We start from the raw sequence: 22,103 nt of genomic DNA, 5'->3' as shown, positions 1-22,103 counted from the left end.
ATATTTTTCTTTTTGTCAGGCAGGTCTTCAGCGAGCGATTCCATCGTGGATTTAGCAATTAAAGTTGGTTTTGTTTTCTTTTTTAATAGATTCTTCGGCAATTGGCACTAAACTCAAAATCATCCATAAATTGCTAACTCAAAATATCGTCTGCTATTTACGACTCCACTCATTTTTCTTTTTAACCACTCTTTATGAACAGATTCAGTACGTTTCTACTCTGTTTTATTTGGTCATCAGCTCTTTACGCTCAAAAGTCTTATTATGGTACTGAAGAAAAATGGCCTGAGCAGGACACCGCCCGTAAGTTCTATACCGTAAAAGGCGATCGGCACGGCATCAGTTATTTCAAGAAACATCAATTCAAGGAGGTGCAGTACGTAATGGGTAACACGCTCTCATTCGATACGTATCACACCCCCGACGTGATGTATAGCTGGTGCCGGAAATGGGCTGAACAGTACCCAAATCTGGTGGAGCTGTACGAAGTGGCGAAGAGCTACGAAGGCCGGCCAATTCTGCAAATGACGCTGACGAACAAGAAAACGGGTAAGCATACTGATAAGCCCGCAGCCTATTTTGAAGGTGGTCGGCATAGTGGCGAAGTAACGAGCAGCGAAGCGGTTCTGTGGTTGACTAAACACCTGCTGGATAACTACGGAAAAGATGCGTCGATCACGAAACTGCTGGATACCAAAACGATTTACCTACGTCCGCAGAACAACCCCGATGGCGCGACCATGTATTTGTTTACAGCGCAACGGAACCGCAGTTCACTACGTCCGCGCGACGATGATCGGGACGGGCTGTTCGATGAAGATGCGGAAGACGATCTTGATGGCGATGGTATTATCTACCAGATTCGGAAAAAGGCTACCACGAAAGAGGAATTAGAAAAAGCGGATTTCGTGATCGACCCCAGGGACAAATCGGGAAGGTTGATGAAAAAAGTACGTGAGGGTCAGGGCAACTGGCTGGTTTATACCGAGGGCATTGATAACGACGGCGATGGAAAATACAACGAAGACGGCATTGGCGGCTTAGACAATCACCGCAATTATCCCGAAAACTGGCGTCCGGATCAGGGCGGTGATTTTACAAACCGGGGCTACACGCAGGGAGGTGCCAGCGACTACCCGCTTAGCGAACCCGAAACACGCGCTACGTTTGTCTGGCTCATGGGGCATCCAAACATTTCCGTCGTGAACTCAATGGACACACGCGTACCCATGCATCTACGCCCACCCTCCACCTCGACCAGCGCCGAAAGTATGTTCCCACAGGATCTGGCCATCTACAAACACATGGACAGTCTGGGACTCTCGTTCACAAATTATCCGTGGGCAGGCGACGTGTACGAAGTCTACAATACCCGTAGCAAAGTGGATCGCGTAACAGGCGACCCGTCCAAGGCAGTGCCTTTGTTCGGGCATGGTCCGGATTTCGGTTATTTTCAGTACGGTTCGGTCTGGTACGGCGATGAGCTATGGAACGGGGGTGCTATGAAAGATTACGATGGCGACGGTGAATACGACGAATACGATGGCCTGATGTGGGACGATGAAGCCAACGGTAAACGAGGTTTCAAGCCTTGGACAAAATTCACGCACCCGCAACTGGGCGCAGTTGAACTTGGTGGCTTTCATCCCAAATTCTTCGCGCAGAACGGTCCGGCCTGGCAATTGGAAAACTGGATTGCAAAAGAATCGCGTTTTAATCTGGCGATGGCAAAAGAACTGCCGCAAATTGATCTGACCGACGTAACGATAAAGCCTCTGGCAAACAACGAGTACGAAGTCAAAGTAACCTGGACTAACTCGGGAAAATTGCCCGTAGCGCTGGAACAAGCGAAGCGAATTAAGATGGTGCCGGAAGACCGCGTTACGCTGGATATTGACAAAAACCTGCTGAAAGGCTTCCAGGATGCCAAAGTAACAATCACGCAACCCGAGCTGGTGGACAAAACCATTTATGCAGGCTATACGAACATAGGCGAGAAAAAGGAAGCGACGTTCCGGGTCAAGCTCAACCAGCCGGGGCCAATCAAAGTGAAAGTCAAATTGTTATCCACACGGGGCGGTTACAAGGAAAAGGAGATTACGATTGGTGATAAAAAGTAATCGAATTTTACTTATAAGAATCAGACAACCAGTAAGATTCATCACTACGTCTGTTTATATGGCGGGTTTAATCCAGCCACTTGGTGCGACCCCAGCGGGGTCGTATGTTTATAGAGTTCATTCTCTTCTATATACATACGACACCAGCCGGGTCACACTAGACTTCCATACGCATAAAAGCAGGCGGGGCAACATACCTTTCTGGTTATTTCTCTCCTGATTTCTTCTCAACGGGTTTCGTTACGTCGACAATTTTTATGGGCTTACCCGTTTTACGCGCTTCGATCTGTTCCAGTAACTGCAACCCCATCAGTCCGTTGAGCGAACCATCGGCTCCGTTACCTCCGCCATTGATAATGATGTCGGGGATAACCCGAATCTGCCCCCGGCCAATCTCTTCGGTAATTTTGAAACGGGTAAAGTTTTCGTCGCCCATGGCCCGTACCTGCAATTCATAGGCTTCGGCCGTGGAGCGACCAATGACCAGAATTTTCTCGGCTTCGGCCGTACCTGTTTTAGCAATCCGTTCCGCTTCAGCGTCGGCGGTTAATTTGGTGGCTTCGGCATCAGCCGCGGCTTGTCGACGACGCGCTTCGGCATTGGCTTCAGCCCGAATTTTTGTTGCTTCCGACTCTGCGCCAACCTGTAGTTTTAAGCTGCGGGCCTCCCCTTCTGATTTTTTCACGGCGGCATCCGCCGTACGTTGCGCAATCTCGACGCTTTGCTGCGCTTTCACTACCTCGCGCTGAATGTCGGCCAAGGCTGTTTCGCGTTCCATACCCTGTCGTTTTTCCTGCGCCATCCGTTGTGTATCGTAGGTTTTTTCTTCTTCCTGCGCAATTTTCCGATCAGTCAGGGTCTTCATCAGGCTATCGGGCGGCACAATATCACCAATCAACGTATCGACGGCATTGACGTTATAAACCTCCAGTACAGTCCGGATGTGTTCGCGGGCAGCTTCCTGACGTTCTTTCCGTGTACTCAGGAACGCAATCACGTCGGAATCCTGCGCCGAGTTCCGGAAATAGTTACCGATGGTTGGCTCCAGTACCTGCGACACCAGATTATTCATACTACCAAAACGAGCAATCACTTTTGGGGCCTCCGTCGAGGGAATATGGATAATCTGCGCGACGTCGAGGTTGAACGGAAAACCGTCTTTTGAGCGAACAGTAATCGTCGATAGATTGCGGTCAAGATCGTGCGATTCGGTGCGGGCATTCGCCCAGTTGAGCACCAGATTCGTTGTTGGCACTTTCTCAACTTTCATCGTGTACATATTGATGGGATATTTACCCGGTCCCAACGGCTCCATCCAGACACCCCGGAACCCTTTCCGAACGATATTACCATGCTTGAATGACTCGCCTGTAATATCTTCTCCGTCTTCACCGATGTACGAGATTACAACCCCTACGTGGCCGATAGGGACTTCGGTCATCGGAAGTTCTTCAATCTGTACCGCCCACGGATTAATATAATAGGAACCTGCCAGTACTACCTGTGGCTGCAGCCCCCGATTACCCCCGTTCTGCAAAAAAAAGTCAACGTTCTGAAAGTTATTGTGTCCCTCTACGTGCTTACCAGCAATTTGGCCCGGTTGTAAGGGAGCGCCATCGAGTGTTGTAATAATGCCGACCTTATTTTCTTTGATAACGGTCATATCCGCAATCGTAACCGTGAACGCGTACGGATTGATCCGGTACGTTCCGGGCGTCAACACGGCCGTTTGCCGACCTTTTTGTCCGCTATTGGTCAGAAAGCGTTCGGTATCCTGAAAGTTATCCGAATCAACGCGCCGGGCCAGGATATTACCCGTCGGAAGTTCGGCCCCGTCGTTCGATAAGACCAGTCCAATTTTACCTTCCGGTACAACCGTAAATGGCTCCATCGTAATGCCGTATTGCCACGGCCACATCCACCAGTATAAACCCGGCGCCAACGTCTGCGCCTGATAACCAGCCTCCCCTTTGGTAGCAATGATACGTCCATCGGGTAAGCCACGATCAGGTCCAACAAGTACGTATTTTTTCGTAATTAGGCCAATCCGGTCTTCGGGTACAATGACCATACCAAACAGAAAACGCAGCACCCATTTGTAGAGAACGACTGCAAAAAAGAGCAGGATTACCCAGCTCCATGTCGAAACAAGAGGTAAAAATTCCATGAATGAACGGATGTTAAACGGTTAAGAAAATGAATAGAAAACGAGAATCTCAGCAGCGTCAAAGGCTTGCTGATCAGGCAGGAAATGAAGATAATAGGCCTACATTGGCGTAACAATTGATTGGTCAGATTGACTCGTCAAATGTACAGGATGCGCATACTCCAGCGCATCAGAATTCGGATGATTGGTTACCTACCTGTCGAATTGTGCAGGGGTGTTGATGAATGGATATCAATATTGATTTCGGCTCTCGATGTGATACCAAGTTCTCAAACCTGACACTTTTGCTGACGCGAGGATGCCAGGTTTAAGCACCTGACACCCCATAAAACAAGCAGCCTGACGTTACAATTCCTGCGCCAGGTTGAAGAAGAAACCCGTTTTTCCCTGCCCGTTGATAGTGCCGCTGAAGCGCATCACTAAATTGTAGAACGTTACTACGTCAAGGCTCATGCCCGTCCCGACGAGCAGCCGATTGGCCAGTAGACTTTGATACTGTTCAGCAACCGTACTGCTAACGTAACCCGCATCGCCAAAGGCAGTGATATACGCTGAAATGGGTAGGGTGTTAAACTGCCGAACGTGCAACCAGTTCAACTGTTTTCGTACGTTAAACAATTGATAACGAACGCTATTTCGCCAGACGGCCGTTCGTTGACCATCCACTACATATAGCTCGTAGCCGCGTACCATGTCGAGCGAGCTACCGAGGCCACGCAGGTTAAAATAAGGCTGACGAGCGGGCCAGGTCGAGCGCCCCCGCAAGCTTCCGGCCGCGTAAAACTTGCCGCCCAGGGGCCAGTAACGTGTAATGGCGGCCGACATCTCCAGAAAATGAAAATTATCGTTCGGCAATAATCCTGCTACGCCAACAATACCCGTAAACAACGTCCCCTGCAACGGATAAACGACGTTATCGCGTCTGTCGTAGCGATAACTGTAACTCATCGATAAGTAGCGTTGCACCGTTCGACCGTCCAGAAAATAGTCGGGATTGATTCGGGCAACAGTATCGGCGATCGTGTTGCGGTTGTAGCGGGTATCGAAGCCATGGTAGTGGTAGAGTCCGCGCCGATGGGTTAAACTAACCGCAGCATACGCCCGTTCCCGCAGAACATCATCCGACCGGGTAAATACCCACTTATCAAACTGTGTACGATAGGGAATTTCTTTGTTGGTCTGGTACGACAGATCGACGCGCAAACCGATTTTCTGCGCCCGGTCGATGTACGGCTTTGAATACGACAAACCAATACGTTGTAGAAACCCAAGTTCAACACCAACCTGTAGCCGGTCGTTCGTACCCGTTACGTTGCGGTAACTTAATCGTCCGCCGTAGATAACCCGGCGCAAGTCTCGACCCCGGTCGTACCACCATTCGTTAAAATTCCTATCGGCTATGTCAAAAACCGGGTACGCAATGATGTACCATCGCTCCTTCATCAGAACGGTCAGATCAAGCTGAGGGGATTGTGCCGAATCTGCCGCGGGCGTAATCTGCGTTTCCGTATCGACGGTAATAAACAGGGTTGTATTTTCGATATTACGCCGATCCCAAGCCACACGGTCAGTTAAATCGGTCAGCCGGATAGAGTCACCTACGTGAATTGACATTTCCCGCAGAATGATTCGGTCGCGCGTGCGGTAGTTGCCTTTGAGCGTTACCGAGCGCACAAGGACTTTCTGAGTCGAATCAACCGACGTGTTGGCAAAGACGGTTTGAGAAGAGAAGATAAACGCCGTTAGTACAAAAATAACGACCAGCCACTTTCTGGGAAACATTCTCAAAAGTACGTCTTTTCAAAAAAATAAGACAAGATTATCTCTATATCCTGCAAATCAGTATGTATTATTGTTGGCTTTTGCTAAAAACCTATGATGACTCTTTAAATATACAATAATCCATGCAAACGGGTAATATTCAGAAACCAGGTACTAAAGTTAAACCCAACCTGAGTTTCTGGCAGATCTGGAACATGAGTTTCGGATTTTTTGGCATTCAGTACGGCTTTGGTCTGCAGCAAGCCAACATGAGCCCAATTTTTCGGTACTTACAGGCCGATGAAGCCAATATCCCGATCTTATGGCTGGCTGGTCCGATAACGGGACTGATCGTTCAGCCGATCATTGGCTCAATCAGCGACCGGACCTGGTCGACGCGCTGGGGACGCCGGAAACCGTTTTTTCTCATCGGCGCTATCTGCACTAGTTTAGCGCTGTTTCTAATGCCGAATTCCTCGGCGCTCTGGATGGCGGCCAGTTTAATGTGGATTCTGGATACGGGCCTAAACATTACTCAAGAGCCATTCCGGGCGTTCATCGGCGATAAACTCAATGACCAACAGCGTGATCTGGGGTTTGCCGTGCAGAGTTTCTTCGTCGGATTTGGTCAAACGCTGGCCAACCTGATGCCTACTATTTTCCGACTCCTGGGCCTGACGACAACCGCTGTTGTTGCCGCCAACGTGATTCCGGATAGCATCAAATATCCTTTCTATATTGGTGGCGTAGCGGTCATACTGGCCGTTTTATGGACGATGTACACGACGAATGAATATCCGCCAGAGGACATGGAGGAGTTCAAACGGATGAAGCAGGAAGGCAGTGGTATTAGCGGTGCTTTTTCGGAAATTTTCCACGCCTTTAAGGAGATGCCCACGACCATGAAGCAGTTGTGGTGGGTCAAATTCTTCACCTGGTTTGGTTTGCCACTCATGTGGCAATATCTGACTCTGGCCGTCGCTCGTCATGCATTCAATGCCCCTACGGCCGAATCGCCAGGCTTTCAGGAAGGTATTGAGTGGGGAAATTTATGCTTCGCCATGTTCAACGTAGGGTGTTTTAGCATTTCTTTTTTCCTGCCAGCCATTGCTGACCGGATCGGGCGTCGGGCGACACACGCCGTTTTTCTGACCATTGGCGGGCTGGGTTTTCTGTCAATGCTCCTGTCTAACGACAAGTATGTTTTCTTTATCGGCATGACTCTGGTAGGCCTATCCTGGGGCTCTATTCTGTCGATGCCATACGTATTGCTATCAAGTTCTGTACCGGCCGAACGGATGGGCGTTTACATGGGTATTTTCAACGGATTTATCGTTGTTCCACAGATTGTTAATAATCTAACCGTCCGGCTCTTCTATCCGACTCTATTGAAAAATGATCCACGTAACGCACTCGCTTTAGCCGGTGTTTGTCTGCTGCTAGCCGCTGCCTCCTGTTTTTTGGTGAAAGAGAACAGAGCCAGTGAAGAAGCTGCGTTCCCGATTGAACCAGGAGGAAACTAATTCTATTGATGATTTTTGATTGATGATTTCGGATCAATGTAGATATTGTCAATCCGAAATCACCAATCAAAAATCAGAACTTCATTACATGATACCCTCACCACGTCCTTACGCCCTTCTGTCTGTTGGCGAATTACTGGCCGATTTTATTGGCCATCATGTATCAAACAGTTTAATTGATGCGCTGGATTTTCGTCGATACCAGGGTGGCAGCCCCGCCAACATGGCTACAAATATGGCCCGGTTAGGTAACAAGGCCGCTTTGGTTGCTTGTGTCGGCAATGATAGTATCGGAAAATACCTTACCCGGCAAATTGAAGAATCGGGCGTTGAAACCCAATACATTACGACAGACTCGTCTGAACCAACCACCATAGTTGTCGTTTCACGCACAGCCGGTACGCCCGATTTTGTAGCGTATCGCCACGCTGATTCCTGCATTAAATCCGAGCAACTTCCCGACTCGTTACTGGCGAAAACGCAACTGTTCCATACGACCTGTTTTGCCCTGAGCCGACAGCCGGCTCAGGATGCCATTGTCGACGCGGCTAAACGGGCGAAGGCCGCGGGTTGTCAGGTTACGATTGATGCCAATTATGCACCAAGCATCTGGCCTGACCGGCAGCAGGCATGGCGCGTACTAACCGACTATCTTTCAGCTGGAGCGCTGGTAAAAATCAGTGAGGACGATGTGGAACGGCTCTATGGCGAACGTCAGACGCCGGAACAAGTCCTAAATGATTTTCATAAAATGGGCGCTACCATCATCTGCCTGACACTGGGGGCCGATGGAAGTCTGGTCTCGTACGAAAGTGGAGCGCAACAAGTACGAATTCCAGGAAGGAAGATCGATGTGGTGGACGTAACCGGCGCAGGCGATGCCTATTGGGCGGGTTTTCTGACCGCGTATTTAGATGGCCACACACCCGGCAATTGTGCCCAGGCCGGTGCAGCCATGGCGAAGATGAAGTTAACCCGACAGGGGCCACTTCCTGATAAAGTTAATCGCCAATTGCTGTACACCTATTTTGAGTAATACGTATCGCGGCCTTTAGTACGTTCTAGCAAGATAGTACTAAAGGCCGCGATACGTATGTCATTACTTCGGCTATTTCAGCGCTGCCAGCTTATCCAGATCAACAGCTTTCAGGGCCTCTTTGAGCTTATCCATGCTCACACCCTTTCCTTTTACCGTAACGATAAATCGTTTGTTGACCAGTAAGGCGATCTCACCCGATTCGTCGGTATTATCGTATTTCTCGTACGATTTATTCTCGCCCATCGTACTGGTTTTTTCGTATCCGTTTTTGGTTTCTTTGTCCACCTCAATCATCGACCAGGCGGCTAAACCCATCATCACTACGGAACCACCTCCGTCTACAAGGCTTACTTCGATGGTTTCGCTGTTGTCGTCGTTCGCATAGTTGCCTGTAGCGGTCGAGACCGTGAAACCAGCCGCGCCATTTTTCTCACCGGTAGCTTCTTTGCGGGCCAGACCATCAACATCAGCAGGTAGCAACTCTTTCAGCGAACGGAAATTAACCGTTTCGACGGGGCCGTTTTTCTGCATCTCTCCGGCTCTGGTGGCGATGTCTTTGAGAGCACCAACCGCCCCCACTGCCGACACCGATTCATCCTCATCGTCATTCTTTTTCTCTTCTTTCGTTTCTCCGCAACTCATCAATAACGTAACGGAAAGCAATCCTGTACAGAATGATTTTAGGTTCGGTCGCATAGTTTAGAGTAGTTACGTAATACCGTATTCATTAACGGACAGCAATTTATTGGTTCTCCTGACACGATGGTCGATTTTCTGAGTAAGTGTCATTCACCTACCCGCTTACACAATACGTAGTAGTTGGCATCGACGGTTAGCGTTGTTGCGCCAGCCGAAGGCAATGTTTTCCACTGCATGGTTGGTTGTATAGTCCGATATGGCCCTGATTCGCCCAGACACACCCGCACAGGCATCGCAAAACCCGCTACGCAATTCGTCCATCGGTATTGTATTCCACCGGCAGTCGAGCGGTATTCTAAAATGGGAAGTTTCGTATCGCGGAGGTATTGATCAAAGACCGGCTGTAAATTAAGGCCTGTCTGCTTAATCATATACTGCTCAATTTGCTGCGCGGTAACGGTCTGGTGATAAAACGTTTTGTTCATACCCCGTAGCAACTGCCGCCATTTCACGTCGTCGTTAACCAATTGCCGGATGGTGTGGATCATGTTGCCGCCTTTGTAATACATATCACCCGACCCCGAATGGTTGACGTTATACGTACCAACAATGGGTTTATTATTACGGATCAGCGCCCGGCAGCCGATTACGTACTGCGCGCCCGCTTCTTTGCCATAATAGTATTCCGTGAACAGACATTCGGAATAATTCGTAAAACTCTCGTGAATCCACATGTCCGCTACGTCTTTATACGTAATGTTATTGGCAAACCACTCGTGACCCGACTCGTGCACAATGATAAAATCCCAGCGTAGTCCCCAGCCCGTCTGCGAGAGATCCCGGCCCAGATACCCATTCCGAAAGTGGTTGCCATACGTAACAGAACTCTGGTGTTCCATTCCCAGATAGGGTGTGTCGACCAACTTATAGCCGTCTTCGTAAAACGGATACGGTCCGAACCAGTATTCAAAGGCTTTTAACATTTTAGGCACCTGCTGAAACTGGACCTTCGCGGAATCGAGGTGTTCCGGCAGAACGTAGTAATTCAGATCCAGTTTTCCTTTTTCACCTTCATAGGTTTCCGCCCAATGCTCGTAGCGGGCAATGTTGAGGTTAACGCCGTAATTATTGATCGGATTTTTAACGTACCAGTCAAACGTCCGGGTATGATCATCGTTGGTCGTTACGTGGCGAAGCCGCCCGTTCGATACGTCCATCAGGTCTTCGGGAACCGTTACGCTAATGGCCATCGAATCGGGTTCATCATACATGTGATCTTTACAGGGCCACCACGCACTGGCGCCTAATCCCTGGCAGGCAGTAGCAATAAACCAGTTTCCCGCCCGATCGCGTGACCAGACCATCCCGCCGTCCCAGGGTGGCCGCTTTGCCACGCGGGGTTTTCCGGCGTAGTAAACCGTAACGGCTTCTGTCTGACCAGGTTTTTGCGGCTTCGTCAACGTAACGAAATACGCATTGCCATCCTGCCGAAAATCAAGTGATTTTCCATCCTGTTCCACGCGCTCCACCCGTAGCGGACGCTGTAAATCCACCTGCATGGTCTGGTTTGGTTTCAATACCCGATAGCGGATTTCCGTCGAGCCGCGCAACGTACTGTCGGTCGGTTGAACCCGCACGTTCAGGTGATAAAAAGCCAGATCCCACCAGGCCCGTTCGGGCGTAATAGAGCCCCGCAACGTATCATCGTGCGTAAACTCATAGCGCTGAGCCGAAGCCAGAACGGGTAAAAGAAATAGACAGATTGTCAGGAATCGGGTCGTTATCATTTGGGTCGATATGGTTCGGAGTAGCCTGGCCGGGCTACGGTCGTTAGCGTGGGCCAGGTGGGCAGTATTGACGTAAATAATTGGTGTACAGCGTTTGCAGATGTTGCCGCGTACCTTCGCCTTCGTAAATGCCATGCGAGCGGTTGGGGTAAGGCATCATCTGGAATTGCTTGTTGTGTTTTATCAATTCATTGATCAGCACTTCGGCGTTGTCGTAATGTACGTTATCGTCGCCGGTACCGTGAATGTACAACAGGTTTCCCTTCAGGTTTTTCGCGTGCGTAACGGGCGATCCAGCCACGAAATCTTCCCGATTTTCCTGCGGGATACCCATATACCGTTCCTGATAGATATTGTCGTAAAATAATTGATTCCCAACGGCGGCAATGGCGATTCCGGTTTTATAGATGTCCGGATACTGGAAAAGTAGGTTCAACGTACTGGAACCTCCCCCACTCCATCCCCAAACCGCAACGCGGCTCGTGTCGATGTAAGCATGCCGGGCAAACAGCTTCCGGGCGGCCATCGCCTGATCCCGAACATTGATCCGGCCAATCTGCCGATAGATCGACTTTCGCCAAACGGCTCCTTTCAGGTTCGGCGTTCCCCGGTTATCGAGTGCTACGTAAAGGTAACCGGCATCGGCCATGCTGCCCTGGAAAAGAAAGTTGTTTCCAACCGAAAAAACATCGTTGACCGTACTACTCGCCGGTTCGCCATAGACGTAAAAAACGATTGGGTATTTTTTCGTGCTGTCGAAGTTGGTCGGTTTCGCCATCCAGCCATCGACCGTAACGCCATCCTCCGTTGTTACGTTGAAAAAGCTAACGTTGGATTTCGTTACTGGTTTCATGCGCGACGCAATACTTTCCTCCGCATTAACGGGCTTGTGGTCGGGCAGGTTCACCCACTCCTGCACGGGTGGCGTCTGATAATTCGTGAACGTATGCTGCGCAAAACGTCCGTTGGAAGAAATCGTGTAGCCGTGGGTTCCGTCCAGGCCGACAGGCGTGATGCGTTCGGCTTTACCTTTGCCATCCAACCGGATTCGGTACAGATACCGCTGGTTGGGGTTTTGTGGCGAGGCAATGAAATAAATCTGGTTGTTGGCTTCGTCGATCCGGCTGATCGTTTCAATATCATACGAACCGGGCGTCAGTAGGGTTTCTGTTTTCCCGTCGAGGCTTACGCGGTACAGGTGACGCCAGCCGTCTTTTTCAGACACCCACACGAATTCTTTCCCACCTTTCAGCCACTCCCATCCGCTGGGATCATCACTGTTCCAGCGCTCTTTCGCGTCGATCCAGGCTTTATCCGTTTCGGTATAGATGGGCGTAATCGTTCGATTGGCGACTGAGCAGATGAGTATTTTACTTTCGTTCTGTTTGCGATTCAGTTGCTGCACAATCACGCTGCCACCGGCGGGCAACCACTCCATACGCGTCAGGTAATGCTGCTGCGGATCGCCGGGAATATTCAGCCAGTTGGTTGATCCACCCGATGCCGACACAATACCGATACGAGCGGGCGATGGCGATTCGCCAACTTTCGGATACTCAACCGGTATGACGTGCGAATAAGCGGAATCGGTCGTATTCAGCATCAGGTAATCGCGAATTTTGGTCGCGTCGACCTGCCAGTAAGCAATCTGTTTACTATCCGGGCTCCAGCGAAAGCCATCCCGACAGCCAAACTCCTCTTCGTAGGCCCAGTCGAACGTACCGTTGATCCGCTTGCGGCTTCCGTCGCTGGTAAGCTGCGTTACTTTTCCGGTCGCAACATCTTCTACGTACAAATTATGCTCACTAACATACGCTACGTTACGTCCATCCGGCGACAGTTTGGCATACATCAATGACTGCGCGGGCTGATTCTGCCCAAGTTTGCGAGCCTGGCCGGAGGCCCGATTAATTAGGTAATAATCACCGCGTGTGTTGTATCGCCAAACCCGGGCAGTATTGGTGAAAATCAGTACGTTCGCACTATCGGGCGTGAACGCAAAGTCCGTAGCAGACATCACCTGAGTGCCTCCCGGCTGGCGCAGTTTTTCTTTGGGTATCAGCGTGATTTTAGTACCCGTGCGAATATCAGTCTGAACGATATTTCCCTGTACGTTAGCCGCATAGGCATTTCCATTAGCGGCCCAGTGCGTCTGACGACCGGGTATCTGAGCCTGGGCAGTACAGACAGTCAGACTTAAGAAAAGAATAGATACTTGTTGACGAAAACTAGAAAGAGACGGCTCCACAGAATAAGAGTGTAAAAGCGGTTAAGAATGACCAAAAATACACCTTTCTGTGGCACCGTCTCCAAAATGAGCAGAAGCCAATAAAATTCTAATGCGTCTTTCTACAGAGTTGTCTCTTTCGATTCGTTACGTGCCGGAACCACAACGGGTGTCTGGTAGCTACGTATCACAAAATAAATCCCCATCAATACAGCCGGAATACTCAGAATCTGACCCATGTTCAGCGCCATTGTGTTTTCAAACGCCACCTGATTTTCTTTCAGGTATTCGTATAAAAAACGGAGGCTAAACACCCAGATCAGAAAAATACCGAGCATGCTGCCGCGGGGCGTCCGTTCCTTATAGCGTCTCCAGAACCAGAACAGAAGAAAAAACAGGATCAGGCAGGAAATCGACTCGTACAATTGCGCGGGATGGCGCGGAATCTTGGCGTATTCGCTGTTATTCATGAAAACAAACGCCCAGGGAACGTCCGTCGGGCGACCAACGATCTCCGAGTTCATCAGATTACCGAAGCGAATACAGGCTCCTGCCAGCGCGACAACGATAACAATACGGTCGGTTACCCACAGAAATGTCTGACTCGTCGCCCGGCTTTCTTTCCGGCGCGAATACAGCCAGAGTCCAGTCAGAATACCAATCGTTGCTCCATGGCTGGCCAACCCGGCAAAGGGGGGCGTAATGACGATTAGAGGATTGTGTAACAGAACATCGGGTTCATAGAACAGAAAATGGCCCACGCGTGCGCCCAGAATGGTGGCGACGACCATATAAATCAGCAACGTATCGGTATCGGCAACGGGCTTATCTTCCTGCTTGAAAATATAGCTCATGATCTGCATGCCGATCAGAAAACCCAGCGCGAACAGCAGCCCATACCAACGTACCGAGAAGGAGCCGATGTGAAAAATTTCAGGATTAACTTCCCAAATAATGTATTGCAGCATAAGAAAGTGAATACGTTTACAGTTCGTGGTTTACCGCTTGTGGCTAGAACAAACGGCTAAAAAACTTCGAACGACAAAGCTACTAGTGAATCTGATAACGATAGCGGACAAAGATACGTATTGCCGGAAAGTTTTTGACCGTTTTCGTGTTTATGCCTGTATGATGAAGTCAATTCTGATCGGACTGGTCAAGGTGTATCAGGCCATTGTGTCACCGTATTTCCCGAATGCCTGCCGGTATACGCCAACCTGTTCGCAATACGCAATTGAAGCCATTCGTAAACACGGTGCTGTTCGGGGCGGGTGGCTGGGGCTAAAACGCATCAGTCGTTGTCATCCGTGGGGTGGTCATGGGTATGATCCGGTGCCCTAGAAAAAAAGTTGGTCTGGAGTCTTGACATCTGTTCTGACATTTTGACCTGCCCAATAACTTCGCCCGATTTTTGACAACCAACTGACACTATTGACCATCAATTACCATGCTTGGAATTACTGCTGATAATAAACTTAAACGTCTGATCGTCGTTGGCGACCGGGTGCTGATTAAACCCAAAGACCCATCCGACCGTACCAATAGTGGCCTATACCTGCCGCCAACCGTACAGGAAAAAGAACAAGTGCAGTCGGGCTACGTTATTAAAGTGGGGCCAGGCTATCCGATTCCCGTACAGACGGAAGACGAACCCTGGAAAGAAACTGAAGAGAAAGTGAAATACATGCCGCTTCAGGCGCAGGAAGGTGACGTAGCGCTGTATCTACAACGGAACGCCATCGAGTTGCAGTACGAAGGGGAACAGTACGTTATTGTACCCCAGTCATCGATTCTGATGCTGGAGCGATTAGAGGATTTGTCATAAACCTGCGGTTTTCCATCGAATGTCGACCGGCCGCGTTACGTAAACACTATGCGATACTATTGGTTGATGATTCTGACAGTCCTGCTAATGGGACTTACTTTTGTTATGGAAAGCGTAGCGAACCAGCAGAAATCGCTTAAAGCGATATTGAACGAAAAGAAAGATCATCGGCGGGTGTTACTCATCTACGGCCGCGACGATGCGCAGCACTATCTTATTGAGCAACAGGAAGCCCTGACGGAAGCAAAAGATGGAGTTGCTGAACGCGATCTGGATGTCATTGTGCTGATTGCATCGATGGTTTCCGAACCCGACCGCCAGTTTCTGATGCACGACTATAAGCTCAACCCATCCGACAATTTTGCAGGCTGGCTCATCGGCAAAGATGGGCTCCATAAGAAAACCTACCAAAAGCCCGTCTCGGCAAAAGAACTGTTCGATACAATCGACAGCATGCCAATGCGGAAACAGGAAGCAAAAAATTAAGTCAGAACCGCTCCGGCAGTCCGCCGGAGCGGTTCTGATCAGTTTCCAAACTTAGCCGCTTCGGTAATCCCTTTCCACGTATCGGTTCGAAAGGGAATGGCTGGGAACCCTTCCTGGTTATACAAATTCACCTCGCCGTTATCATCGGCCCAGCCATACCGTATTGCCACCGGCGTCGTTACGGAATCAGCATGGACAACCACTGAATTACCCTGAAGCTCCGCCTTGGCATAATAGAATTTCTGATCGGTACCCGCTACTTCAAAACCTTTCAGATACCCATATTTATCTTTTGCCACCAGACCGGCGCCCATGTTGCGAAACGTTAGAACGGCCCGGTTACCGTCAATCATCATTTTATCAAATTGTGGTCCGCGCGATACGTCGTTCCCATTGGCTTCGCTTTTTGGATACGCAACCCGCATGGCTTCAGCCGCTAACCGTTTGCCGACATCCTGCTTGTTTCTGGGGTGTATATCGCTCCGCTCGCCAATGTCGGACGTAACGGCCATTCCAGTATTCGGTAGTTGAAGTGTCATCGTTTGTGCTTCACGAAGTTCGGCCCAGTTACTGCCATGTCGACTGTCACCGTTACCAGCATTATAATTAGCCAGCTGCACAAATAAAAACGGAAAATCGTACCCCCAATGTTGCCGCCAGTCCTGAATCATGAGCGGGAAGGTTCGGCGATATTGATACGCTCTTCCTGCATTCGATTCACCCTGATACCAAATGACGCCTTCAATCGCGTAGGGAATCAGCGGCTTTAGCATAGCGTTGAACAACTGCGTACCATACGTATTAGGTCCCGGTTTGTAGGAGGATGGAAAAACCCGGGCGATGCGGTATTTCCACTGATCGGCCAGCGGAATTGTCAGGTTATCATTCGCTAGGTAAAACTGACTGGCCTGCCCCATCATCCCTCCCGATCCACCTGAATCCGAAACACGAATGGCCAATACGTTACGTCCCGGTTTCAATAAACCATCCGGCAAACTGTACTCCCGAATGCCCCCGCCTTTTTTATTCCCTACCAGTTGACCATTAACAAATGTCGAATCAGCATCATCGACAGATCCCAGGTGCAGGGTCATTTTCTGTAACTTACTTCCTTCAGGAATCATCACTTCTTGTCGAAACCAGACAACACCGTCCAGGGTTGGCAAGCCCTTCCACTCCCAGTCGCCGAGCATAGCCATCCTTTTCCACTGACTATCATTCGCATTGATAGTTGCCCAGGCTTGCTCGTCAGCCAATGTAGGCAGGCTACCCTGCTGCGCCTGCACAAACGCATCACTACGTTCTTTACCCGCACGAATTACCTCGTCGTACGTAGCAGGCAGTTTACCCGCTACTACCCGTAAATCCTCATCGCGGTTCATGGCTTCGCGGCTGGTCCAGGTTTCGGAATGGGTACCGCCCCAGGACGTATTGATCAGACCAATCGGTACGTTCAGTTCCTGTTGAAGCTGCCTGGCGAAAAAGTACCCAACGGCCGTAAAACCAGGAGCGGTTTCGGGTGTGCAGACGCTCCATTCACCTTCGATGTTATCTTTTGGCGTTAAACTAATGTCTTTTTTGACCAGCAATTGCCGAATGTTCGAGTAATTCGCCCTATCGATTTCGTCTTTAGCGTTGGAAGCCGAACGTAACGGCCATTCCATATTCGATTGCCCGGAACAAACCCATACCTCGCCCATCAGCACATCATCGAACGTAACGGCATTTTTCTTGCCTTTCACCAGCATCTGGTACGGGCCACCCGCTTCCATTGGGTCCAGGTTTAGCCGCCATTTACTGTCTTTACCTGCCTTGACGGATTTGGTCTGTTTATTGAGCGTAACGGTTATGGTTTCGTTCGGGTCGGCCCATCCCCAGACAGGTACAGGCTTTCGGCGCTGCATGACCATATGCGAACCAAATACGTTTGGTAAACGTACATCGGCAAGCGCCGATTGAATGACCAGCAGCGATAAAAATAGACTTCCAAATGGCACACGTTTCATACAGGTCAGGATTTTACAGGCTCGTTGTTTAGCCAACAAAAAAGGTGGCCGTTATAGCCACCTACTTTCTTTTATCTAATTTTCCTGATTCTTTTCAATTGGACCTATAAAAATTTAGTCGATCGTTTCTTTCCCTGAACATCCAGTACGCTGGTCATTTTTCGGCGTGTGCTAAACGTGTACCGTAGCGTTGTGCCATAACTCATCCCCGTACCATCACCCTGCAATTGGGCTTGCTGAACAGGCCCCTGTTTCTCGGCGTAGCTAACGTCGGTCGTAATGGAGTTGCCAAGCCCGAAAAACTTACGGACCGAAAAGCCCAGATCGACCGCACTGCTTAGTCGAATTGCGTATTCAGCACCCACTTCGGCTAAGGTAGTTGGTTGACCATTGACCGATGTATGGCCCACTAGTTGAACGGGAACGCGCGTTTCACGCATGTTCAGATATCGGGTCCCCGAGATTGAAAAACTACCTTCCCTTTGTCCGTTATTTGGTATTCCCCATAGGCCACCACTCAGCCAGAAGCCCGACCGCAGCCACGGTTTACTGGTAGACAGAACCAATCGCTTGCCGCGTAACACGAAAGCGCTGTGGGCATTCGTATAGCGAAACGTCAAGGGAGAGCTGGCCTCAACAACCGATACCTGGGTATGGATAGGCATTTGGGCATAGCCTGCTTCAACAGCCCATCGTTCCCGATATACCCAGCCAATAACGGCGCTTCCACCGAGTCGGGTTACCCGATCACTTTCTATCAGTCCATTGAAGGAGTTATCGAGCTGAGCGCGGTCTGTTCTGACGAATCCTTCGAGTGCTACGTACCACCGATTTTGAATAGTTGACCCACCATAGCGCGTAAGTAATCGGCTATATTGTTGGCCCTGGTCCGGTGCCCGATAGTAGTCCGTGACACCCTGGCCACAGACAGGAAATACGGCCAAGCCAAGCAGTATAATTAGTAAGTAGCGTTTCATCATCCATCATCTGGTTAAAGCGTTTTACAAATAACGCGATAAGCGTTTGTTTGTTAACTACTTACAGCTAATTTTTCAAAAAAAGTTCCGGCAAATCCAATAACCGTCTGCAAAGAACTTAATAGACAAATACTGGCACGTCAAAAATCTACTATTCTCACGATAAAACTTTGATTAACAAGGCATTAAAACAACATACCCGACCTTAGCAGATCGGGTATGTTGTTGACTCAAATAAACAACAGTTAGGTACCGGTTTTCAACAGTTTTGCTTAACCATGTTTCATAACCGGCACTGAAATGGTCATGTTATCCCAGGCAATGGCGATACTACTGTTGGCAGGCGTAATGGTCAGTTTTTCGATGGGCGTTTTGTTCATCGAAACCGGCACTTTTATTGTGGCTACGTCAGTACCTTTAATCTTATCGTAATCATAAGCGCCCCATTGGCCTAAGGTGCTGTTTAAAATGACACTCCACTCTTTTTCGCCCGGAATGGTAAAAAGCGTATACGTACCAGCCTTCACCATTTTTCCACCAAACATAACGTCGCTCTTGAACGTTACCTCCGTGGCTTCGTTAGCGCCTGTCCGCCAGACTTTACCGTACTTCTCCAGACTACTTGATCCATCAGCACCAAAGATGACCCGTCCTTTTTTGGAAGGCTGACCATAAATAACCTTGATGTTTTTATCTGGGCTTTCAACGGTTATTTTCGGACTCGCGGGTGCTTTTTTGTCCTGCGCCTGCACCACCGACACCATTGCAAAGAGGAACGTAAATACTAAAACTAGCTTTTTCATGTGTGAAATGTTGGTTGGTTTATTCCGTTTTATAAACGGCGTAAAGTAAACGATAGTTTTCCGTGAACTGTATAAACAACGTTGCGGAAGTCGTATTTTTACTTACTCAACGGTATTCGTACCAACCAAATTCCTAACCAGATCGTCCTATATGGCCACTACGTATTTCAGCAAACGTAATCTGCAATTTCTGCTGCACGAAGTCTTTAAGGCAGAAGAATTAACCAAATACGAATACTTCAGCGCCCACGACCGGGAGACGTTCAACCTCGTGCTCGACTCGGCTACCTATATTGCGGATACGCTGATGCATCCTTACCTGAAGGAAGTTGATCGGAATCAGCCTGAACTTAAAAATGGGCAGGTCACGGTGCATCCAAAAATCAAAGAGTACCTGAAAGCCATGGGCGAAGCGGGCCTGATTGGCGCAGGCTTTTCCTTTGAACACGGTGGTCAGCAGTTACCCGAGATGATCAGTTCATGCGTCGGTTTTATTGTGATGGCTGCCAATAACGGTATGATGTACACGGGTTTGACTTCGGGAGCGGCTCACCTCATTACGTCGTTCGGCTCACCGGAACTGAGCCAGACTTACGTACCAAATATGCTGGATGGAACCTGGCAGGGGACCATGGCTCTGACCGAACCGCAGGCCGGTTCATCACTCTCCGACGTAACAACTTCGGCAACTCCCCAGTCCGATGGAAGCTATAAGATTAAAGGCCAGAAAGTATTCATCTCAGCAGGTGACCACGATGCGGCAGAAAACATCATTCACCTGATGCTGGCCCGTATTGACGGTGCCCCGAAAGGAACGAAAGGCATTTCGCTGTTTGTGGTACCGAAATACCGCAAAGATGAGCAAGGCAGTCTGGTTGATAACGACGTAACGTCAACGGGTGTGTACCACAAAATGGGACAGAAAGGCGTACCGGCCATGCACCTGACGATGGGCTCGAACGACAACACGATTGGCTACCTCGTTGGGGAACCGCATCAGGGTTTGCCCTATATGTTCCAGATGATGAACGAGGCCCGTATTGGCGTAGGTATGACGGCAGCGGCCATCGCGACAGCTGCTTATTATGCCGCACTTCAGTACGCGAAGGAACGTCCGCAAAGCCGCCGGTTAAATCAAAAAGGTCAGTTGGATTCGCCACAAACGCCGATCATCAACCATCCCGACGTGCGAAGAATGCTCTTGTTCCAGAAAGCCGTAACGGAAGGTTCGTTATCTTTATTAATCGAAGCAGCCCGGCTTTATGACATTAGTGAAGTAGCGGAAGGCCAAGAAAAAGAAAATGCGTTTCTGCTGCTTGATTTGCTGATGCCCGTAGCAAAATCCTATCCTTCCGAAATGGGCGTTCAGTCGGTGAGCCAGAGCGTACAAACGTTTGGTGGCTACGGTTTCACGGAAGACTTTCCAGTTGAACAACTGTATCGCGACATTCGGATTACGCCGATCTATGAAGGCACAACGGGCATCCAGGCGCAGGATTTATTAGGACGTAAGATGACGATGAAAGGCGGCAGAGCGCCCCAGTTGCTATTCGCCGAGATGAGCAAGATCATCGCCGAAGCCAGTACCTTTGATGACCTGAAACCATACGCAGACAAACTCAAGGCCGAAATCAAGCGGACGCAGGAAGTCGTCACGAGTCTGATGCCCCACGCTCAGAAAGGCGATATTGAGCGCTATTTGGCCGACGCTACGTTGTTTCTGGAAATGTTCGGGATCGTTGTTATTGCCTGGCAGTGGCTCAAGCAGGCAGTTGTCGCTAAGCAAACGTTGCTAACACAGAATCCAGAGAGTGACGAGCTGGCGTTTTACGAAGGGAAAATTCACACAATGAAATTCTATTTCCACTACGAAGTTCCGAAAACATTGGGGTTGGCGCAACGGCTTACGGATATGGAAGTTCTGACGATCGTGACAGAGAAAGAACTGGCACTGTAAAATGGGTAATGAAAACGACTGGAACGACTTTTTTGAAAAACACGTCGTTCCAGTCGTTTTCATTCCTGATGAACGATAACTTCATGTTTAGAACGCTCCGGAGCCATTGTTATCAGCTCATCTAACTCCTCAAAAAGCTTTCCGATTAAATGCTTATACTGTCTCACACCTAAGTCCGTACCGTGTGCCTGCTGATCAGCCAGCGATCGCTTGAAACCGGCGATCATATCCAACTGATGGCTTAGAGCCTGTGCATATTGTTGTTCATTCATTCGATATCAAGAATTAAAAATCCTTTAGAAATACCCGCAGACTTACTGCTCGCTTTGGTTCTTGTGTATAGTTTCTCCCAATTTTCAACTTGCACAATGTAATCGCTATAACGAGAATGATACGTAGCAAGTTGTTCAACCAAGTATGCATCGACGCCTTCTCGCTCCCAGTTGTCCGTCCAGTAGTAATCCAGGCGCTTCTCAAATTTACGAAAAAGATGAGACGGAATAAAACTCACAATATCAATATCTTTCGGGTTCATTTTATGCGTTACAAAGCTTCCGTCGATCCACTGCGTAAAGCCTTCACCGATTTCCTGTCGCAACATCCGGTTGTACTCTACCCATTCTTGAAAAAGTCGTTTACGCGTTTCTGACGTGGCGAATGGTTGAACAAATACAGCATAGAAATCATCAATCGTAACAAGAATTCCTTCGGCTGGCGTTAACAGCTCATTTTCATCAAAAATCAGCATAGGCTATATAATGGAGGACAAAACTATGATTTTTGGGA

The 22,103-nt window shown here is 49.2% G+C and carries 18 protein-coding genes; 7 read left to right on the top strand and 11 right to left on the bottom strand.

Annotation, left to right across the window (positions count from 1 at the left end):
* The first annotated feature begins 194 nt into the window (after nt 1-194).
* Nucleotides 195-2,120, top strand: a complete 1,926-nt coding sequence (locus IC230_RS06165; protein WP_191038103.1) for a M14 family metallopeptidase — start codon at nt 195-197, stop codon at nt 2,118-2,120.
* A 205-nt stretch (nt 2,121-2,325) separates the two neighbouring features.
* Here the strand turns inward: IC230_RS06165 and IC230_RS06160 are convergent, their stop codons facing one another.
* Both IC230_RS06160 and IC230_RS06155 read right to left on the bottom strand, forming a co-directional pair.
* On the bottom strand, nt 2,326-4,287 hold the full coding sequence (locus IC230_RS06160) for an SPFH domain-containing protein (protein WP_191038102.1): 1,962 nt from the start codon (nt 4,285-4,287) through the stop codon (nt 2,326-2,328).
* Between the two features lie 345 nt (nt 4,288-4,632).
* Entirely contained in the window at nt 4,633-6,069 is a 1,437-nt protein-coding gene (locus IC230_RS06155) for a BamA/TamA family outer membrane protein (RefSeq protein WP_191038101.1), read from the bottom strand.
* Between the two features lie 122 nt (nt 6,070-6,191).
* On the opposite strand from IC230_RS06155, the gene IC230_RS06150 reads away from it, so the two are divergent.
* Together IC230_RS06150 and IC230_RS06145 are read left to right on the top strand one after the other, a co-directional pair.
* The gene (locus tag IC230_RS06150; protein WP_191038100.1) at nt 6,192-7,571 is read left to right on the top strand and encodes an MFS transporter; all 1,380 of its coding nucleotides are present in this window, start codon (nt 6,192-6,194) and stop codon (nt 7,569-7,571) included.
* 88 nt (nt 7,572-7,659) lie between these two features.
* Nucleotides 7,660-8,607 carry a carbohydrate kinase family protein gene (locus IC230_RS06145; protein ID WP_191038099.1) on the top strand — a complete coding sequence of 316 codons (948 nt, stop codon included), beginning with the start codon at nt 7,660-7,662 and terminating at the stop codon, nt 8,605-8,607.
* Nucleotides 8,608-8,679: 72 nt separating this feature from the next.
* Here the strand turns inward: IC230_RS06145 and IC230_RS06140 are convergent, their stop codons facing one another.
* The 4 genes from IC230_RS06140 to lgt all read right to left on the bottom strand — a co-directional run bounded on the left by IC230_RS06140 (nt 8,680) and on the right by lgt (nt 14,231).
* Nucleotides 8,680-9,306, bottom strand: a complete 627-nt coding sequence (locus IC230_RS06140) for a transposase (protein ID WP_191038098.1) — start codon at nt 9,304-9,306, stop codon at nt 8,680-8,682.
* 89 nt (nt 9,307-9,395) lie between these two features.
* Nucleotides 9,396-11,036, bottom strand: coding sequence for a M1 family metallopeptidase (locus IC230_RS06135; RefSeq protein ID WP_191038609.1), 1,641 nt, complete (start codon nt 11,034-11,036; stop codon nt 9,396-9,398).
* A 43-nt stretch (nt 11,037-11,079) separates the two neighbouring features.
* Nucleotides 11,080-13,203, bottom strand: coding sequence for a S9 family peptidase (locus IC230_RS06130; protein ID WP_191038608.1), 2,124 nt, complete (start codon nt 13,201-13,203; stop codon nt 11,080-11,082).
* A gap of 182 nt (nt 13,204-13,385) precedes the next feature.
* The gene (lgt, locus tag IC230_RS06125) at nt 13,386-14,231 is read right to left on the bottom strand and encodes a prolipoprotein diacylglyceryl transferase (protein WP_191038097.1); all 846 of its coding nucleotides are present in this window, start codon (nt 14,229-14,231) and stop codon (nt 13,386-13,388) included.
* 163 nt (nt 14,232-14,394) lie between these two features.
* Here lgt and yidD point away from each other — a divergent pair, with 163 nt between their 5' ends.
* The 3 genes from yidD (at nt 14,395) to IC230_RS06110 (ending at nt 15,574) form a co-directional block, all read left to right on the top strand.
* On the top strand, nt 14,395-14,604 hold the full coding sequence (yidD, locus tag IC230_RS06120) for a membrane protein insertion efficiency factor YidD (protein WP_191038607.1): 210 nt from the start codon (nt 14,395-14,397) through the stop codon (nt 14,602-14,604).
* A gap of 106 nt (nt 14,605-14,710) precedes the next feature.
* The gene (locus IC230_RS06115) at nt 14,711-15,088 is read left to right on the top strand and encodes a co-chaperone GroES (protein WP_191038096.1); all 378 of its coding nucleotides are present in this window, start codon (nt 14,711-14,713) and stop codon (nt 15,086-15,088) included.
* Nucleotides 15,089-15,136: 48 nt separating this feature from the next.
* On the top strand, nt 15,137-15,574 hold the full coding sequence (locus IC230_RS06110) for a DUF4174 domain-containing protein (RefSeq protein WP_191038095.1): 438 nt from the start codon (nt 15,137-15,139) through the stop codon (nt 15,572-15,574).
* Between the two features lie 38 nt (nt 15,575-15,612).
* Here IC230_RS06110 and IC230_RS06105 read toward each other — a convergent pair whose 3' ends face one another.
* From IC230_RS06105 to IC230_RS06095, 3 genes are all read right to left on the bottom strand, one after another.
* Nucleotides 15,613-17,580 carry a sialate O-acetylesterase gene (locus IC230_RS06105; protein WP_191038094.1) on the bottom strand — a complete coding sequence of 656 codons (1,968 nt, stop codon included), beginning with the start codon at nt 17,578-17,580 and terminating at the stop codon, nt 15,613-15,615.
* A gap of 104 nt (nt 17,581-17,684) precedes the next feature.
* The gene (locus IC230_RS06100) at nt 17,685-18,560 is read right to left on the bottom strand and encodes a hypothetical protein (protein ID WP_191038093.1); all 876 of its coding nucleotides are present in this window, start codon (nt 18,558-18,560) and stop codon (nt 17,685-17,687) included.
* Between the two features lie 269 nt (nt 18,561-18,829).
* Nucleotides 18,830-19,360, bottom strand: a complete 531-nt coding sequence (locus tag IC230_RS06095; RefSeq protein ID WP_191038092.1) for a DUF2911 domain-containing protein — start codon at nt 19,358-19,360, stop codon at nt 18,830-18,832.
* A 151-nt stretch (nt 19,361-19,511) separates the two neighbouring features.
* Between IC230_RS06095 and IC230_RS06090 the strand changes: the two genes are divergently transcribed.
* Nucleotides 19,512-21,317 carry an acyl-CoA dehydrogenase gene (locus IC230_RS06090; protein WP_191038091.1) on the top strand — a complete coding sequence of 602 codons (1,806 nt, stop codon included), beginning with the start codon at nt 19,512-19,514 and terminating at the stop codon, nt 21,315-21,317.
* Between the two features lie 59 nt (nt 21,318-21,376).
* Here the strand turns inward: IC230_RS06090 and IC230_RS06085 are convergent, their stop codons facing one another.
* Together IC230_RS06085 and IC230_RS06080 are read right to left on the bottom strand one after the other, a co-directional pair.
* Nucleotides 21,377-21,589: a hypothetical protein gene (locus IC230_RS06085; RefSeq protein WP_191038090.1), complete on the bottom strand. Its 213-nt coding sequence runs from the start codon at nt 21,587-21,589 to the stop codon at nt 21,377-21,379.
* Nucleotides 21,586-22,065 carry a DUF6932 family protein gene (locus IC230_RS06080; protein WP_191038089.1) on the bottom strand — a complete coding sequence of 160 codons (480 nt, stop codon included), beginning with the start codon at nt 22,063-22,065 and terminating at the stop codon, nt 21,586-21,588. The genes IC230_RS06085 and IC230_RS06080 overlap by 4 nt, the downstream gene beginning before the upstream one ends.
* Nucleotides 22,066-22,103: the final 38 nt, after the last annotated feature.

Origin of the sequence: Spirosoma validum (genome assembly GCF_014699035.1) — a bacterium.
Classification (GTDB): Bacteria; Bacteroidota; Bacteroidia; order Cytophagales; family Spirosomataceae; genus Spirosoma; species Spirosoma validum.
The sequence above is the reverse complement of the archived record's forward strand: the minus strand, read 5'-3'. Positions and strand labels throughout refer to the sequence as shown.